The following is a 17,635-nucleotide window of genomic DNA, read 5'->3' as shown; positions in this document are numbered from 1 at the left end:
ATGGACATGTCGAAACCAAGCCGTCCGATCGCTGCGTTCCGGCCCCGTAGCCAGGCCCTGGCCCTGGAACCCAGGATTCTCTTCGACGGCGCCGCCGCTTCCGCGGCCGACCAGCAGCACCACGCCAGCGACCACGCCGACCAGACCGACGCCAGCCACACCCCCAGCACCCCGGACGCCGCCGCGGCCAAGGCCCCGGGCCAGCCGCGCACCCTGGTGGTGCTGGACAGCCGCGTGGAGAACCGCGAGCAACTGACCGCCAACCTCGCGGCCAACGTCACCACCCTGGTGGTGGATGCCGGCCAGGACGCCCTGGCGGCGATCAGCGCGGCGCTGGCGCAGCTGGGCAAGGTCGACTCGATCCAGATCTTCTCCCACGGCGCCTCCGGCCAGTTCACCCTGGGCAACCAGACCTTCACCGCGGCCAACCTCGACCAGTTCGGCAGCACCCTGAACAGCTGGCGCGGCGAACTCGATGCCGGCGCCGACATCCAGCTCTACGGTTGCGCCGTGGGCGCCGGCAGCGCCGGCCAGGCCCTGGTCGACCGCCTGGCGCAATGGACCGGTGCCGACGTCGGCGCCTCCAGCAACGCCACGGGCGCCAACGCTGCCGGTGGCGACTGGAACCTGGAAGTGCGCCACGGCGACATCGACAAGAGCATCGCCCTGTCCGCCAGCACCCTCGACCATTTCCAGGGCCTGCTGGCCGACGCCGCCCCGACGGTGAGCATCAGCATGCCCGACAGCGACGTGCTGATCGGCGGCCAGTTCACCTTCACCGTCGACCTGAGCAACACCTCCAGCCAGGTCGGCTACGCCCCCTACGTCGACCTGTTCCTGCCGGCCACCGGCAAGGACGGCGACGACGGCATCAGCTTCGTCAGCGCCACCTACCTGGGCCAGACGGTGAAGAGCTACATCATCACCTTCGACGCCAACGGCAACGCCACCCACCCGCTGGCCAAGGGCTCGGACGGCAACCCGCTGGTGATCACCGCCGCCAGCGTCGGCATGCGCCCGGGCGACCAGATGGTGGTGCTGCTGGTGCCCTACGCCAGCGTGTCCCAGGACCAGCCGACCATCTCCCTGCAGATCACCGCGAGCCTGAGCAACCTGGCCGACACCAGCCTCACCGGCGGCAACCCGGACCTGACCATCAGCGCCCGCGGCGGCTTCGAGTACGGCAACGACTCGCTGAACAACCCCACGGTCGACCCCAGCCTGGTGGAAGCCACGCTGCACCCGCTGCTGATCCACCCGACCCTGGTCGACCTCACCCAGAACCTCGACATGACCGAGGGCGAGACCGCCACCGGCCCCAACTTCACCCACAACCAGACGGTCACCGTCACCCCGGCCAGCGGCCAGACCCTGCACAACGTGGTGGTCACCCAGAACGTGCCGGGCGAAGTCCAGGTCACTGCCATCACCCCCGGCGCCGGCGGCACCCTGACCTCCATCACCCTGCGCAACGGCAGCGTGCTGACCGACCCGACGGCGATCGCCGCGGCCATCGCCAGCGACACCATCTTCATCACTTCCTATAGCATCACCTACGCGACCCTGAGCGCGCCGGCCACCTCCACCGTGACCTTCTACGTGCCCGAGGTAGGCGCCGACGGCACCGCTGTGCTCGACCCCACCACCGGCAACCCGGTCAACATCGACTTCGGCGCCCCCAGCGCCACCGGCCAGTGGACGCCGCTGGACCCGCGCGACCTGACGCCACCGGAAACCGACGTGGACTTCAGCGCCACCGGCGACGGCACAGGCGGCGAGTTCGTCGCCAAGTCCATCACCCTGCAGAAGCAGGCGGTGCTGCAGACCGACGTCGGCACCACCGGCCTGAGCCCGGGCGACACCCTGCGCTACGTGCTCAACGTGGCCCTGTCGGACTACTTCGCCTTCGGCGAGAACATCCTCCAGGAAGGCCAGTTCACCATTACCGACACCCTCGCCGACGGCCAGACGCTGACCGGCCCGCTGACCATGGCCCTCAGCCAGAACGGCAGCAGCGGCACCATCAACCTGCTCTATACCGCCACCGCCAACGCCGACGGCACCACCACCATCGTCATCGACATCGGCGAGTCGCTGCGCCAGGCCTCGGAGCTGCTCGGCGCGCTGTTCGGCGACCTGGCCTTCGACAACATCCAGACCGCCGCCACCACCGCGGTGATCAGCTACAACGCGTTCATCAACCAGGCCTACACCTCGACCTACCCGCAGAGCGAGATCAACGAAGGCGACAGCTTCGGCAACGACGCCACCGTCAACGCCACCGTGCTCGAGGATGTGGTCAACATCGGCGGCCTCCAGAGCGACGGCTCCAGCACCAGCAGCACCATCGCCACCAGCCAGGTGGACATCGACATCATCCAGGTCAACGGCGGCACCCCGCCGGCTTCCGGCGAACTGCGCCCGGGCGACCTGGTGACCTTCCAGCTGTCCTACGACCTGCTCACCGGCGACTACGAGAACTTCAAGCTCACCGCCTACCTGCCGCTGCCGCTGCTGGACGTCAGCGCCCTGGGCAACCTGGTCCAGGGCAACAGCGTCAACCAGTGGAACTTCGGCGCCGGCGACAGCGACCCGACGCGGGCGGTCACGGTGTCCGTCGGCCCCGGCAACTCCATCGTGTTCGACTTCGGCGACTACGAGATCAGCCAGACCGCCGGCGGGCGCATCGTCGTCACCTTCACCCTGCGCGTGGGCGACCAGCCCTTCGCCGACCAGCGCTCCCTGGACGTGCTGGCGCAATCCAGCCAGACCACCACCATCGACCAGACGCCGCTGATCTCCTCGGACGTCGAGGAAGTGGTGTCCATCGCCGAGCCGGTGCTGGACATCAGGCACGGCGTGGTCTCCAGCAGCAACGGCACGGTCACCGGCACCAGCGGCACCTGGACCGCGCCGGGCACCGGCGGCAAGCCCTTCAGCGGCAACGTCACCGACCTTGCGGCGATCAACGGCGACGTCAGCGGCATCGACGCCGGCGACACCCTGCGCCTGGCCACCGCCATCGAGAACAGCGGCGGCGGCGGCGCCTTCGACGTGGTCACCAGCATCACCCTGCCGCCGGACCTGGCCTTCGTCGGCGGCAGCCTGGCCGCGGCCAACCTGCAGATCTACCGCGGCGACGGCACCCTGCTGCAGCTGAACGTGGACTACAGCGTCTCCGGCAACACCATCACCTTCCTCGACGCCGGCGCCGTGGCCTCGCTGCTGCCGGGGCGCTCCGGCACCGCCGCCGACAACAGCGGGCAGAACATCGTCGTCATCACCTACGACGTCACCGTCAATACCGCGGTGGCCGCCAGCCGCACGCTGCAGAGCACGGCGAGCCTGTCCCACTACGCCAGCGTCGAGGGCGGCAGCGACTTCCTCCCCGGCGCCGACCTCACCGAGCTGGCCAACCAGCAGGTCGCCGCGCCGGTGATCAGCAAGGTCTTCGCCGGCGGCAGCCTGGACGACGGCGACTCCAGCGCCAGCCACACCACCGGCAGCAACCTGGTGGTCGGCGAGAGCATGCTCTACGACATAGTCGTGCGCCTGCCCGAAGGCAGCACCGGCAACCTCAGCATCGACGACCTGATCCCGCCGGGCATGCGCCTGGACACCAGCTTCAACGGCGGCCAGGGCTACCAGCTGATCCTCACCGCCGCGGGCAGCGGCGGCAGCCTGGCCCAGGACTTCGCCGGCAACGTGGTGATCAGCGGCATCGCCGGCGTCGGCGGCACCCTGGGCGCCGACGGCGTCGACGCGCGCTTCGGCTTCAGCGCCTTCGCCACCAGCGCGGACAACAACACCGGCAACAACACCTTCGTCATCCGCGTGCAACTGGTGGTCAGCAACGTCATCGGCAACCAGGCCAACAAGTCGCTGCAGAACAGCGCCAACCTGCACTACCAGGACCCCGACGGCGACACGGCCAACGGCGCCACGCCGCTGGAGCGCCAGGTCAACCTCAGCGGCGGCGCGCCCACCATCACGGTGCGCGAGCCCACCCTGCAGATCAGCCAGACGGTCGACACCGTCCCGGACTTCGTCGGCTTCGAGGAAGGCGACGTGGTGGACTTCACCATCACCATCCGCAACGGGAACGGCGCCAACGACTACGCGGCCTTCGACATCAGCCTGCTGGACACCCTGCCCAGCGAGCTGGACGACGTGGCCCTCACCGGCGTCATCTACTCTGGCGCCACCAACAACGGCGGCGTCGACTTCGTCATCCAGGGCGGCCAGCTGGTCACCGCCAGCGGCGCCAACATCGACATCGCCAAGGGCGGCAGCATCGTCCTGCACCTGCGCGGCACGGTGAACGCCAGCGCCGCCGGCCAGGCGGTGTTCAACAACGTCGCCCAGGTGCAGTGGACCAGCCTCGACGGCGCCAACGCCGGCGAACGCAGCGGCGCCGACGGCGTGCTCAACGGCGGCAGCCTGAACGACTACCGGCTCGACTCCATCCTGCCCTTCCCGGTCAGCAACGGCATCCGCATCTCCCGCGTTGGCGGCGTGCAGGACACCCCACCGGCCACCAACGACAGCGGCGCCACGGACACCTCCGGGCTCAGCGAGAACGTCGTGGTGGGCGAAGTGATCCGCTACCGCGTGGTGGTGCTGGTGCCCGCCGGCGACAACCCCAACTACCAGGTCCGCATCGAGCTGGCCGCCGGGCTGGAGCTGCTTCCCGCCGACCTGAACAACATCCTCATCGCCCTGGTGTCGAGCAACCTCAACGGCCTGTCCAGCGACCGCACCCTGGTCAGCAGCGGCAGCGTCTGGATGCAGGGCAACCAGGACAGCGCCGTGGCCCAGGCGATCAACGCCGACCTCAGCGGCGTCGTGCCCAGCGGCGTGTTCGACGGCAACGCCAGCAACCTGAGCATCGTCACCAACCCCGACGGCACCCAGACGGTGACCTTCAACCTGGGCAACCTGACCAACACCGAAACCAACGACAGCGACATCGAAGGCGTGGTGCTGGAATTCAACGTGCGCGTCACCAACGTGACCAGCAACCAGAGCAGCGCCACCCTCGGCGTGCAGGCCATCGAGCACGTGGGCCAGCCGGGCCAGGACGTCGACCGCGGCAAGAGCGATATCCTCTTCGAGCGCGTGGTGGAGCCCGGCTTCACCGGCCTGGACAAACAGGTCATCGACATCCAGCCGGGCGTCGGCACCACGACCACCACGGTGTCGGTGAGCTTCACCCAGAACGGCGAGATACCGGCCTACAACGTGCACCTGCAGGACCAGTTCCCCAACGGCAGCAACTACCAGGTGCAGAGCATCCTGATCAACGGCGCGGCGCTGAACCTGGCGAACCTGCCGGCCGGCATCAGCGTCAGCGCCAACGGCGCCATCTCCGTCGACTTCGACCGCCTGGCAGTAGGCGACAAGGTGCAGGTGATCTACACCGTCACCGTGCCCAACACCGTGGTCGCGGACGATGCGTCCAGCGCGGCGGTACTGACCTGGACCAGCCTGCCGACCAGCTTCGAGACCGGCGGCTGGGGCGGCTCGCTGCCCGGCGCCGCCGGCAGCAGCGACGGCGAGCGCACCGGCCAGGACGGCACGGCCGGGCTGAACAACTACGTGCTCAGCGAAGGCGCCGGCCTGGGCCTGGTGCAAGGCACCCTGTGGGACGACACCCAGTCGGCGGACAACAGCACCACGCCCGACGGCACCGGCTTCGCCGGGCTGACCGTGCAACTGACCTGGGCCGGCGCCGACGGCATCTTCGGCAATGGCGACGACCGTGTGTTCAGCACCCTCACCGACGCCAACGGCCATTACGAGTTCGCCCTGCTGCCGGCCGGCAACTACCTGATCGTGGTGCCGCAGAGCGTGCAGCTCAGCGCCAGCAACCGCTTCCACGTGCGCATCGACACCGACACCGGCACCAGCGCCAGCGGCCTGGGCAACGTCAGCATCGCCCTGGGCGAAGGCGCCAGCGGCAGCGCCGACGCCGGCTACGTGCACCTCAACGAAGCGCCGGTCAACACCATCGCCGGCCAGCACGGCCAGGAAGACACGGTGCTGCACCTGACCGGGCTGGCCGTGGCCGACTCCGACGCCGGCAGCGGCATCCTCAGCATCACCCTCAGCGTGCAGCACGGCGTGCTCTGGCAGAGCGCCACGGCGCCGGGGCCGAACGACACGCCGCCCGGCGGCGCCAGCAACACCCTGGTGCTCACCGGCACCCTGCAGCAGCTGAACGTCCTGCTGTCGCAGGTCTATTACAAGAGCAACCAGGACTTCAATACCTTCCGCGACCGCGAAACCCTGACCATGCTCACCAACGACCAGGGCAACTTCGGCGACGCGAACAACGACGGCATCCCCGGGCAGAACCCGCAGGACGCCCTGAGCGACACCGACCAGGTGCAGATCGTCATCGACCCGGTCAACGACGCGCCCATCGCCAACCCCGACACGGCCAGCGCCGTCGAGGCCGGCGGCACCAACAACGGCACCCCCGGCACCGACCCCAGTGGCAACGTGCTGAGCAACGACACCGACGTCGACATCGCCACCAACAACGATGTCCTGCGGGTGATCAGCGCCGGGGTGCAGGGCGACACCGAAACCGGGGTGCCGGAGAACAGCTTCCGCATCGTCGAGGGGGCCTATGGCGGGCTGGTCATTTCCAGCACCGGCGGCTTCATCTATATCGTCAGCAACGACAACCCGACCGTGCAGGCCCTGCGGCTCAACGGCAACACCCTGACGGAAGTCTTCACCTACACCATCACCGACCTGACCGGCGCCACCAGCACCTCGACCATCACCATCACCATCCACGGCGCCAACGACACCCCCGTGGGCGTCAACGACGGAGCCACCGCGGTGGAAGCCGGCGGGGTGAACAACGGCACCCCGGGCGTGAACCCCACCGGCAACTTGCTGGACAACGACACCGACGTCGACCAGAACGGCGAGACCATGGCCGTCACCGGCGTCCGCAACCTGCGCGAGTCGGCCTCCGGCGGCATCACCGACGTCGTCGACGGCACCCCGACGGTCATCACCGGCACCTACGGCACCCTGACCATCAGCGCCGACGGCAGCTACACCTACGTGGTGAACAACGACAACACCGCGGTGCAGCGCCTGGTGGTCGGCGACCAGTTGTTCGAGTACTTCACCTACCGCGTCACCGACGCCGGCGGCCTGAGCGACCTGGCCGAGCTGCGCATCACCATCAACGGCGCCTACGACAACCCGGTGGCCAGCGATGACCAGGCCTCGGCCCAGGCCGCCGCCACCAACGACCCCACGCTGGAAAGCAACCCCAGCGGCAACGTCATCCTCTTCCCCAGCCGCCCGGGGCCGGCCACCCAGCCCGGCGGCAACGGCGTGGACAGCGACGTCGACCGCATCGACCGGCCCAGCAGCAACCTGCACGTGACCGGCATCAGCTCGGCCACCGAGCTGTCCAACCCGGGCATGACCGGGGTGACCGCCGGCAGCACCTCCGGCAGCAACGGCACCGTGATCCAGGCCACCTATGCCGAGCAGAACGGTTCGCAGATCACCGACCCGGACTCCTTCGGCGCCCTGACCATCGGCGCCGACGGCTCCTTCACCTTCGACGTCAACAGCGACAACGCGAGCATCCAGGGCCTGGCCGCCGGGCAGACCATCCAGGTCATCTACACCTACGAGATCACCGACACCGAAGGCCTCACCGACCGCGCCCAGTTGGTCATCACCATCCGCGGGGTGAACGACCCGCCGGTGGCTCAGATAGTGGTGGCCACCGCCGTGGAAAAAGGCGGGGTGAACAACACAAGCCCGGGCAGCGACCCCAACGGCGACATCACCACCCTGGCCTTCGATCCGGACGGCGACCCCATCAGCGTCGCCACGGTGAACGGCACGCCCCTGGCCAGCAACGGCCCCACCGTCATCGTCGGCACCTACGGCACCCTGACCATCAACCTCGACGGCACCTACAGCTATGCGCTGGACAATACCAACCCGGACGTCGAGGCGCTGCGGCTGGACACCGACAGTCTGTTCGAGGGCTTCAACTACACCCTGACCGACGGAAAGGGCGGTTTCTCCGACCCGTCCTTCCTGCTGATCGTCATCCATGGCCAGAACGACAACCCGGTGGCGCGGGATGACAGCGCCGCCGCGGTGGAAGCCGGCGGCATCAACAACAACCAGCCGGGCGTCGACCCCATCGGCAACGTGCTGGTCAACGACACCGACGTCGACTCCCCCGGCAACGGCGAGACCACCACCGTCAGCGCCGTGCGCTCCGGCGCCGAGAGCGGCAGCGGCAGCTCCGGCAGCCTGGGCGTGGAACTGCGCGGCCAGTACGGCTGGCTGACGCTCAACGCCGACGGCAGCTACCGCTACCGCCTGGACAACAGCGACCCGCGGGTGCAGGCCCTGCGCAGCAGCGCCGACCAACTGGTCGACACCTTCACCTACACGGTGATCGACACTGCCCTGGCCACCGACCAGGCCACCCTCACCATCACCATCAGCGGCGCCAACGACACCCCGCTGGCGCAGAACGACAGCGCCACCGCCATCGAGGCCGGCGGCCTGAACAACGGCACGCCCGGCAGCAACCCCACCGGCAACGTACTCGGCAACGACAGCGACGTGGACGCCGGCGACGTGCTCAGCGTGGCCGGCTTCCGCCAGGGCCTCAACGCCGGCACCGTGGGCAGCGCCTTCATCGCCACCTACGGCACCCTGACGCTGAATGCCGACGGCAGCTTCAGCTACGTCCTGGACAACGCCAACCCGCTGGTACAGGCCCTGCGCACCGCCGGCGACACCCTGCAGGAAACCTTCACCTACACCCTGCGCGACCTGGCCGGCGCCACCACCACCGCCACCCTGACCATCACCATCCAGGGCCGCAACGACAACCCGCTGGCGGTCAACGACGGCGCCGAGGCCGTCGAGGCCGGCGGGGTGAACAACGGCACCCCGGGCGTGAACCCCAGCGGCAACGTGCTGACCAACGATACCGACGTGGACGCCGGCGACAGCAAGACGGTCGACGGCATCCGCACTGGCACCGAGGCCGCCGGCGGCAGCTTCACCACGGTCAGCGGCAGCCAGGTGATCACCGGCCAGTACGGCACCCTGACCATCGGCGCCAACGGCGCCTTCAGCTACGTGCTGAACAACCAGGACGCCCGGGTGCAGGCGCTGAAGACCGGCGAGACGCTGGTCGAGACCTTCAGCTACCGCATGCACGACACCGCCGGCGCCAGCGACATCGCCCAGCTCACCCTGACCATCCGCGGCGCCTACGACGCCCCGGTGGCCAACGACGACCTGGACCTGGCCCTGGCCGCCAAGCCGGACATCAGTGACGGCTTCGACCCCAGCGGCAACGTGCTGACCAACGACACCGACGTGGACGCCGGCGACAGCAAGAACGTCAGCGGCATCCGCAGCGGCCAGGAAAGCGCCGGCGGCACCCTGGTGGCGGTGAGCCCGGGCACCAGCAATGCCAACGGCACCATCATCGACGGCCTCTACGGGCAACTGATCATCGGCGCCGACGGCACCTACACCTACCACGTCGACAACGGCAACCCGATCGTCCAGCAACTGGGCCTGCTGGAAACCCTCAGCGACTACTTCACCTACGAAGTCCGCGACGGCGGCGGCCTGGTGGACCTGGCCCAGCTGCACATCGTGATATTCGGCCTCAACTCGCCGCCCGTGGCCAACCCCGACGGCGCCGACGCCACCGAGGCCGGCGGCCTGAACAACAACGTGCCGGGCGTCGACCCCGGCGGCAACGTGCTGGGCAACGACACCGACCTGGAAAACGACCCGCTGACCGTCACCGAGGTACGCACCGGTACCGACACCAGCACCCCGCCCAACGGCGTGGTCGGCACGCCGCTGCAGGGCCGTTACGGCACCCTGACGCTCAACGCCGACGGCAGCTGGAACTACCGGGTGGACAACGCCAACCCCGAGGTGCAGGCCCTGCGCACCGCGGGCCAGACGCTGTCCGACGTTTTCACCTACACCATCGCGGACACCTGGCTCTCCACCAGCAGCACCCAGCTGGTCATCGTCATCCACGGCGCCAACGACACGCCCATCGCCCACGACGACGCCGCCATCGCCGTGGAGGCCGGCGGGGTGAACAACGCCACTCCGGGCGTGAACCCCACCGGCAACGTGCTGGACAACGATACCGACGTCGACGGCGTGGCCAACGGCGAGACGCGCCAGGTGCTCACGGTGAGCAGCGAGACCGGCGCCGTGGCCAATGCCGGCAGCGTGCTGCAAGGCCGCTACGGCACCCTGATGCTCAACGCCGACGGCAGCTACCGCTACGAGGTGAACAACGCGGACCCGGTCGTGCAGGCCCTGCGCACCGCCGGCGAGACCCTGCGCGAAGTCTTCACCTACCGCATGCGCGACACCGCCGGCGCCACCTCCGATGCGCGCCTGACCGTGACCATCCAGGGCGCCGACGACAACCCGGTGGCGCGCAACGACAGCAACACCGCCAGCGACCAGGTGGTCGCGCCCCAGGCCAGCGGCAACGTGCTGCCCAACGACAGCGACGTCGACGGCGGCGACCGCCTGAGCGTGGTCGGCGTGCGCGTCGGCGCGGAAAACGCCAGCGGCGCGGCCGGCAGCGTCGGCCAGGTGCTGGCCGGGCGCTACGGCTTCCTCACCCTCAATGCCGACGGCAGCTACACCTACAGCATCGACCAGACCAACCCCGAGGTGCTCGCCGCCGCCGGCCTGGGCCGGGTGCTGCAGGACGTCTTCACCTACACCGTCGCCGACCTCGCCGGCGCCACCGACCAGGCCGAGCTGACCATCACCCTGGAGATCGCCTCGCCCTACATCCAGCCGCCGGCCGGCCCCTACTTCGGCCAGCGCCCCGGCGACGGCCAGCGCAATGCCCCCGGCCTGGGCCTGGAGCCGGCGATCTTCGTGCTGCCGGAAGTCGAGAGCATCGAGCAGCGCCTCATGCAATCCATGTGGCACGTCGACGGCAACCGCGCCGACCTGTTCCTCACCCCCGAGGTCGAGGCGGACTCGATCGGCGCGGGCCTGGGCCTGGTGCCCGGCCAGTACGTGGCCCAGGCGGTGGCCGAGAGCCGCGAAGCCAGCGAACGGGAAAGGGCCTGGATCGATGGCCGCCACGGCCGCGCCAACCTCAGCGCCGACGGCCTGCTCAGCGAGCCCTCGCTCTGGGCGCCGCGCGCCAGCGACCTGGTGCCGGCCGCCGAGAAGCCCGCGCAGACCGCCCGCGGCTTCCGCCAACAGCTGCGCGAAGCCGCGCAACGCAGGGGGAGCGCGAATTGAATCGGGATCGACAGAAAAAAACACGCATTGAACAAGGAATGCTTATGCCGGGACAACGCCTCAAGGCCTTGAGTGCCATCATCGCCGTCAGCACCGTGCTTGGCGCCTGCTCCTCGCTGATGGAGTCCAAACCCTACGACGAACAGCAGATGCGCCAGCGCGTCATCGACGACCAGGCGCGCATGTACCGCGAGCAGGAGCCGGTGAACGCGCCCATCACCTTCTACGAGGCCGCGGCGCGAGCCCTGAAATACAACCTCGACTACCGCCTGAAGCTGCTGGAAAGCGCCCTGGCCGCCGACCTGCGCGACGTCACCGCCCACGAGATGCTGCCGCGCCTGGTGGCCTCGGCCGGCTACGCCGGGCGCAACAACGACTCCGGCGGCACTTCCATCGGTATCCAGGACCGCCAGGTGTCCCTGCGCCCGTCCACCTCCGAGGAGCGCTACCGCGACATCGACAGCCTGGGCCTGTCCTGGAGCCTGCTGGACTTCGGCGTGGCCTACTACCGCACCCAGCAGAAGGCCGACCAGATCCACATGGCCGAGGAACGCCGCGAGCGCGTGGCGCAGAACGTCATGCAGGACGTGCGCAACGCCTACTGGCGGGCCCTGGGCGCCCAGCGCCTGCTGCCGGAGGTGGACAACCTGTTGATGCGCACCCACCGCGCCCTCACCGCCGCCCGCGAGGCCGAGAACCAGGGCCTGCTGCCGCGCCAGGACATCCTCGCCTACCAGCGCGCCCTGCTCGACTCGGTGTACATGCTCACCGTGCGCCGCCAGGACCTGGAGTTCGCCCGCGCCGAACTGGCCGCGCTGATGTCGCTGCCGCCGAACTCGAAGATGCTCCTGGCCGACACCAGCGAGCCGCCGCTGCCGCTGGTCACCAGCAACGTCGAGAGACTGGAGCAGCTGTCGCTGCAGCACCGCCCGGAAATCATGGAGGAGTGGTACCGCAAGCGCGTCGACGAGAACGACCTGAAGATCGCCAAGGCCCAGCTGTGGCCCAACGTCAGCGTCAACTACGGCTACCAGTACGACTCCAACAAGTACCTGTACAACAACCACTGGAACGAGACCGGCGTGCAGGTCTCCATCAACCTGCTGCGCCTGCTGCAGTACCCGGCGCTGAACACCGCCCAGCAGACCCAGGCCAAGACCGACGACATGCGCCGCACCGCGCTGTCCATGGCCATCCTCACCCAGGTCCGCGTCGGCCTGCTGCGCTACCAGCTGGCGCGCCAGGAAGTGGAGTTCGCCGACGACAGCCTGCGCGTCGACAAGAGCCTGCTGGACTACGCGCAGAAGGCCCGCAGCGCCGCCCTGGGCACCGAGCTGGAGCTGATCCGCGCCGAAGGCCGCTACCTGCTCTCGCGCTACCAGCGCGAGGCCGCCTACTCCGACGCCCAGGCCGCCTGGGGCCGGCTGTACAACTCGGTGGGTTTCGCCGTGCTGCCGGACAAGGTGGAAAACCACGACGTGAAGACCCTGGCCCGGGAAATCCAGCGCACCCTGGAACAGGAGAGCGGCAGCAACCTGCTGACCGCCAGCAGCGCGGGCGCCCCCAGCAGCAATCTTTCCGGCAACAACCTCTCCAGCAGCAACGAAGGAAGCGCCAATGCCGCACAGCCGTAAGTCCTGCCTGTCGTGCCTGCCGTTCCTGTTCCTCGCCCTGCTGCCGTCGGCCTTCGCCGCCGACGGCGACCCCACCCTCCCGCCGCCGGCCGCCGGCGACGAACCCAACGCCATCCGCGTGCTGCTGGTATCGGACCTGGAGACCACCCTGTCCAGCCAGATGAACGGCACCCTCGGCGAACTCAAGGCCAGCCTCGGCCAGAAGGTCGCCAAGGACGCCCCGCTGGCCCAGCTCCAGTGCGTCGAGGTGCAGGCCCGCGCCAAGGTCGCCGCCGCCGAGCTGGGCATGGCCCGGCAGAACCTGGCGGCCAAGCGCAACCTGCAGAAGCTCGACGCCGCCGGCGAACTGGAAGTGGCCATGGCCACCACCGAGGTGAGCAAGGCCGAGGGCGCCCTCACCCTGGCCCGCGCCCAGGCCGGCTACTGCCAGGTGCAGGCGCCCTTCGCCGGGCGCGTGGCCAAGGTCTACGTCAAGCCGTACCAGACCGTGCAGGCCGGCGCGCCGCTGTTCGACCTGGTCAGCGACGGCGCCCTCAAGGTGCGCCTGAACGTGCCCTCCACCCTGCTGCCGCAGCTCAAGCCCGGCATGCCGGTGGAAGTGGAAATCCACGAGACCGGCAAGCGCTACCCGGCCAAGGTCAGCGCCATCAACGCGCGGGTCGACGCCGTAGCCCAGACCGTCGAGCTGGAGGCCCGCCTGGATGCGGCCTATCCTGAACTGATCGCGGGCATGAGCGGTACCGCGCGCTTCCCCGACGCGCAAGAGTGAGCAGCCATGAGCGAGATGTTTCCGCCACCCCAGCTGCTGCTGAGCCTGGCCAACCTGCGCGACCGCGCCCTGGCCGCGGAGTCGCTGAACGCCCTGGCCTTCTCCATGGCCAACGACCTCTACGCCCTGCTGCGCTTCCACCAGGCGCTGGTGCTGGCCCAGCACGGCCAGCAGCTGGAGCTGCTGTGCATCTCCGGCCTTGCGCGCCCCACCGAGGACTCGCCCTACCTGGTCTGGCTGCGCCGCGCCGGGCGCTGGCTGAGCGGCCAGGTGGCGGACGCCGCGCCGCGCTGGCTGCCCCGCGAAACCCTGGAAGTGCCCGAGGACATCGCCGAAGGCTGGGCCGAATGGTGGCCCAGCGGGCTCTGGGTCATCCCCCTGCATGACCGCCACGGCCAGCGCCTGGGGCTGCTGGTGTTCCTCCTCGACGAAGCCCCGGCGCCCTCGGTGGAGCACCTGCTGCAGGGCGTGTTCCAGACCTGGGCGCACTGCTGGGCGGCCTTCGGCAAGCCGCGCTCGCTGCGCTTCTGGCGCCCCAGCCGGCGCCAATTGTTGCTGGGCGTGGCGGTGCTGGCGGTGATGCTGCTGGTGCCGGTGCGGCAGACCGCGCTGGCCCCGGCCGAGGTGGTGTCGCGCAACGCCCAGGTGATCAGCTCGCCGATCGACGGGGTGATCGCCCGCATGCTGGTGCGGCCGAACCAGAGCGTCGAGGTCGGCACGCCACTATTCGCCCTCGACGAAACCACCCTGCGCAGCCGCGCCGAAGTGCTGGCCAAGGAAGTCGCGGTGGCCGACGCCGAGCTGCTGGCCGCCAGCCAGCGCGCCTTCGACAACCCGCAGAGCAAGGGCGAGCTGGCGGTGCTCAACGGCACCGCGCGGCAACGCCGCGCCGAACTGGCCGCGGTGCAGGCGCAGCTGGCGCGCACCACGGTGCTCTCGCCGCGCGCCGGGGTGGCGGTGTACAGCGACCCCAACGACTGGCTGGGCAAACCGGTGGTCACCGGCGAGCGCATCCTCCAGGTCGCCGATCCCCGCCAGCCGGGCATGCGCATCCAGTTGCCGGTGGCCGATGCCATCGCCCTGGACAGCGGCGCGCCGGTCACCCTGTTCCTCACCGCCTACCCGCTCTCGCCGCTGCACGGGGAAATCCTCGAAACCAGCTACGAAGCGCGCCCGGGCGACGACGGCGTGGCCTCCTACCGCCTGCTGGCCAGCGTCGAGGGCGCCCCGGCCCACGCCCGCCTGGGCCTGCACGGCACCGCCAAACTCTACGGCGAGCGCGTGCCGCTGGGCTACTACCTGCTGCGCCGCCCCCTGGCCGCCGCCCGCGCCTGGACCGGCTGGTGATGGACGCCGCCGCCGAAGACCTGCCCACGCCGCCGCTGCGCGACGACCTCGACATCGCCGAGGCCGGCAGCAATGCCGACGGCGAGCCGGCCTGGGTGATCCACGACAACGTCACCAACCGCTTCTTCCGCATCGGCTGGCTGGAATTCGAATGCCTGCTGCGCTGGGAGCAGACGCCGCGGCGCATCGCCGAAGACATCGCCGAGCAGACCGCGCTCAAGCCCGACGTCGAGCAGGTGCTGGGCTTTCGCGCCTTCCTCGAACGCCACCAGCTGGTGCGCCCCGGCGCCCAGGCCCTGGAGCGCCTGCGCGAGGCCAGCGAGGGCAACCAGTTCCTGACCTGGAAATGGTGGCTGCACCACTACCTGTTCTTCCGCATCCCGCTGCTGCACCCGCAACGCCACCTGCGGCGCCTGGCCGGCGCCCTGGGCTGGCTGTTCCACCCCTTCATGGGCGTGCTGGTGGTGGGCCTGGGGCTGCTCGGCATCGTCCTGGTGGCGCACCAGTGGGACACCTTCCGCCACGACGTGGTGGAATCCTTCTCCACCGAGGGCCTGCTCAGCTTCGCCCTGGCCCTGGTGGTGGCCAAGACCCTCCACGAACTGGGCCACGCCCTGGTGGCCACGCGCCTGGGGCTGAAGGTGGCGCACATGGGCATCGCCTTCGTGGTGATGTGGCCGATGCTCTACACCGACACCGGCGAGAGCTGGAAGCTGCGCAGTTCGAAACAACGCCTGGCCATCGCCAGCGCCGGCATCCTCACCGAGCTGGGTCTGGCCGGGCTGGCCACCCTGGGCTGGGCGCTGAGCGACCCGGGCCCGCTGCGCAACGCCCTGCTGTACCTGGCCACCACCAGCTGGGCGCTGTCCCTGGCGCTGAACGCCAGCCCCTTCATGCGCTTCGACGGCTACTTCATTCTCTCCGACCTGCTCGACTTCCCCAACCTGCACGAGCGCGCCACGGCCCTGGCCAAGGTCACCCTGCGGCGCAACCTGCTGGGGCTCGACGAAGCCTGGCCGGAAGCCTTCCCGGCACGCCAGCGGCGCCTGCTGGTGGCCTTCGCCATGGTCACCTGGGTGTACCGCCTGGTGCTGTTCCTGGGCATCGCGGTGACCGTCTACCTGTTCTTCTTCAAACTGCTCGGGATCTTTCTCTTCGCCGTGGAAATCTCCTGGTTCATCGTGCAGCCGATCTGGCGCGAACTGAAACACTGGTGGCAGCACCGCGGCGAAGTGCGCCGCGGCCGCCGCCATCTCTTCCTCCTCCTGCTGGCGGCCGCCCTGCTGCTGGTCGCGGTGCCCTGGCGCAGCCAGATCCACGCCGTGGGCCTGGCCCGCGCCGAGCACCAGGTGCGCCTCTACGCGCCCTTCCCGGCGCTGTTGCAGCAAGTGCGCAAGGCCGGCCCGGTGCAGGCCGGGCAGACCCTGGTGGTGCTCGACCAGCCGGACATCACCATCCGCCTGGCCGGCAACGAAGCCAGCATGCAAGGCTACCGCGCCCGCCTGGCCGGCCTGCTGGCCGACCCCGGCGGCCTGGCCGAGGAAGCCGCCACCCGCCAGCGCTACGGCGTGCAATTCCAGGAAGCCCGCGCCGCCCGCTCGGAAATCGCCCGGCTGAACCTGCAGGCGCCCTTCGCCGGCCAGTGGCTGGACCTGAACCCGGACTGGCGCGGCGGCCAGTGGATAGGCACCCGCGAACCCCTGGGCGTGCTGATCGACCCACGCAGCTGGCAGGTGGACGCCTACGTCGGCCCCGACGAAATCCAGCGCCTGGGCGAAGGCAGCGCGGTGCGCTTCTACCCCGAGGGCGTGCCCCGGGCGATCACCGGCAAGGTCCTGCAGATAGGCACCACGCGCATCGGCCAACTGGGCCAACCGGCCCTCGCCTCCCGCCACGGCGGCCCCCTGGCGGTGCAACCCCACGGCGACCAACTGGTGCCCAGCAGCCCGCTGTTCCACGTGCTGGTGCAACTGGACGAAGCCCCACCGAACCTCCACGAAACCCGCGGCCACCTGCAGATCGAAGGCCAGCGCCGCAGCCTGCTGGCGGATGGGTTGATGCACCTGGCGGCGGTGTTCATGCGCGAGAGTGGGTTCTAGCGCTCCCGCGATTTCGCGCGCAGGGCGCGCTCCTGCATGGGAGCTGCGCCGAGGCGCTCTTCGTAGGATGGGTTGAGCCTTGGCGAAACCCATGCGGTCGTGATGATGGGTATCGCTTCGCTCAACACCATCCTACGAAAAGCCGTGCTTCCTGGAACGTAAGCGGGCCCTACCCGCGACTTCGCGCGCAGGGCGCGCTCCTACATTGGAATGGCGAGGGTTGGGCGGCGTAGGCGCAACTGTCCTGCCCCGCGCCGAGATGCGGCGGATAACCGCGAACGGTTATGCGCCCTACGAACTTGCCGGTTGACGCTGAACTATCCGACCGCTCCGAACGGCTCCCTCTCCCGCTTGCGGGAGAGGGCTGGGGAGAGGGCGCTCTCACCCCCCCACAACAAATTGCAACGCCTTCCCCCCCATAACACCCACCCCCTTCGGTTACCCTCCCCGGCTCCCACGAAAAA

Annotated in this window: 5 protein-coding genes; all 5 read left to right on the top strand. The window is 69.5% G+C overall.

The window, feature by feature from the left end; genetic code table 11:
• From RN02_RS17505 to RN02_RS17485, 5 genes are read left to right on the top strand one after another with little or no spacing between them, the layout of a single operon-like run.
• Nucleotides 1-11,322 (top strand): VCBS domain-containing protein, encoded by an 11,322-nt coding sequence (locus RN02_RS17505; protein WP_043315491.1) that lies wholly within the window; start codon nucleotides 1-3, stop codon nucleotides 11,320-11,322.
• A 44-nt stretch (nucleotides 11,323-11,366) separates the two neighbouring features.
• Nucleotides 11,367-12,956: a TolC family protein gene (locus RN02_RS17500; RefSeq protein ID WP_043271616.1), complete on the top strand. Its 1,590-nt coding sequence runs from the start codon at nucleotides 11,367-11,369 to the stop codon at nucleotides 12,954-12,956.
• The gene (locus RN02_RS17495) at nucleotides 12,940-13,725 is read left to right on the top strand and encodes an efflux RND transporter periplasmic adaptor subunit (protein WP_043315488.1); all 786 of its coding nucleotides are present in this window, start codon (nucleotides 12,940-12,942) and stop codon (nucleotides 13,723-13,725) included. Before RN02_RS17500 ends, RN02_RS17495 begins: the two co-directional genes overlap by 17 nt.
• A gap of 6 nt (nucleotides 13,726-13,731) precedes the next feature.
• Entirely contained in the window at nucleotides 13,732-15,072 is a 1,341-nt protein-coding gene (locus RN02_RS17490; protein WP_043271620.1) for an efflux RND transporter periplasmic adaptor subunit, read from the top strand.
• Nucleotides 15,072-17,171 (top strand): site-2 protease family protein, encoded by a 2,100-nt coding sequence (locus RN02_RS17485; RefSeq protein WP_177331065.1) that lies wholly within the window; start codon nucleotides 15,072-15,074, stop codon nucleotides 17,169-17,171. The genes RN02_RS17490 and RN02_RS17485 overlap by 1 nt, the downstream gene beginning before the upstream one ends.
• Nucleotides 17,172-17,635 lie beyond the last annotated feature (464 nt).

It is taken from the genome of Pseudomonas sp. PI1 (assembly GCF_000812405.1).
Lineage (GTDB): Bacteria > Pseudomonadota > Gammaproteobacteria > Pseudomonadales > Pseudomonadaceae > Pseudomonas > Pseudomonas citronellolis.
This window is presented reverse-complemented; position numbering and strand designations above follow the sequence as displayed.